Genomic DNA, 1,504 nt, shown 5'->3' with positions numbered 1-1,504 from the left:
GCTGCCGGTGGCGTAGGATTGGCTCACCCTGCCGCCGTCGTTGGTCCCGACGAGGCCGCCCTCGAACGAGTTGCCCGAGACGCTGCCGCTGGCGTAGGACTCGCTCACCGTGCCGCCGCTGTTGTATCCGACGAGGCCGCCCACGTCGAAGAAACCCGTGACGCTGCCGGTGGCGTAGGACCGGCTCACCGTGCCGCCGTCGTTGGACCCGACGAGGCTGCCGCTCCTGTCGCGGCCCCCGACGCTGCCGCCGACGAGGCCGACGCCGCTCACGCGGCCGCCGGTGCCGAGAGAACCGATCAGCCCGACATAGTCCTGGTTCGGCCGCGTGATAGTCAGCCCGGTGATCGTACGCCCCACCCCGTCCAGGCGGCCGGTGAAGGAGGATAGATCGGATCCCACCGGCACGAACCCGCCCGCACCGAAGAGGCCGGACGAGGTGGCGGTGCCGGCGGTGGCGGAGGCGTCGAGGTCGCGGGTCAGGACGTAGGACCCGCCGAGATCCGCCCCCATCAGCTGGAGCTGATGCAGGTTGGAGACCTGGTAGACGCCCCCGACCTGCACCGCCTCCGACCGCAGGATCGGGCGCAGGTCGCCCGCCTGGTACCAGACGGCCGGGTCGAAGCCGGTGTAGTTGCTCAAGCCGCTGCGCGCCTGGGACGAGGTCAGGCCGGTGGCGCCGGTGGACAAGCCGTTGCCCACGCCGCTCGCCTGGCCCGTGCTCTGTGTGTCCCAGTAGCTCGAGGTGATCTGGCTGCTGTTGGACCCGGCGAGGCCGCCCACGTCGGTGGTGCCCGAGACGCTGCCGCTGGCGTAGGATTGGCTCACCGTGCCGCCGCCCCGGTTTCGCCCGACGAGGCCGCCCACCTCGGAGTCGCCCGTGAGGCTGCCGCTGGCGTAGGACTGGCTCACCGTGCCGCCGACGTTGTCCCCGACGAGGCCGCCCACGTAGTTCCTGCCCGAGACGCTGCCGCTGGCATACGACTGGCTCACCGTGGCGCCGGTGCTGTTGTACCCGACGAGGCCGCCCACGCTGTTCACGCCCGTGAGGCTGCCGGTGGTGTAGGATTGGCTCACCGTGGCGGCGTTCCACCCGACGAGGCCGCCCACGGCGGTGGTGCCCGTGACGCTGCCGGTGGCGTAGGACTGGCTCACCTCGCCGCCGCCGTTGGACCCGACGAGCCCGCCCACCATGAAGGCGCCCGTCACGCTGCCGCTGGTGTAGGACTGGGTCACCGTGCCGCCGCCGTTGGACCCGACGAGGCCGCCCACGTAGTTCCTGCCCGAGACGCTGCCGCCGACGAGGCCGAGGCCGCTGACCCGACCGCCGCTGCCGAGAAAACCGATCAGCCCGACATTGTCCTGGCCCGGCCGGGCGATGGTCAGCCCGGTGATCGTGTGCCCCGCCCCGTCCAGGCGGCCGTTGAAGAAGGATAGATCGGATCCCACCGGCACGAAGCCGCCCGCGCCGAAGGGGCCGGGCGCGGCTTCGAGCAGCGCGTCG

Annotated in this window: 1 protein-coding gene; it reads right to left on the bottom strand. The window is 72.1% G+C overall.

Annotated elements, in window-relative coordinates; all coding sequences use genetic code 11:
* The coding region (locus MFF42_RS20670) for a GLUG motif-containing protein (RefSeq protein WP_283206905.1) at nt 1-1,504 on the bottom strand (1,504 nt) is incomplete at both ends.

Source organism: Methylorubrum podarium (assembly GCF_022179745.1).
Lineage (GTDB): Bacteria > Pseudomonadota > Alphaproteobacteria > Rhizobiales > Beijerinckiaceae > Methylobacterium > Methylobacterium podarium.
This window is presented reverse-complemented; position numbering and strand designations above follow the sequence as displayed.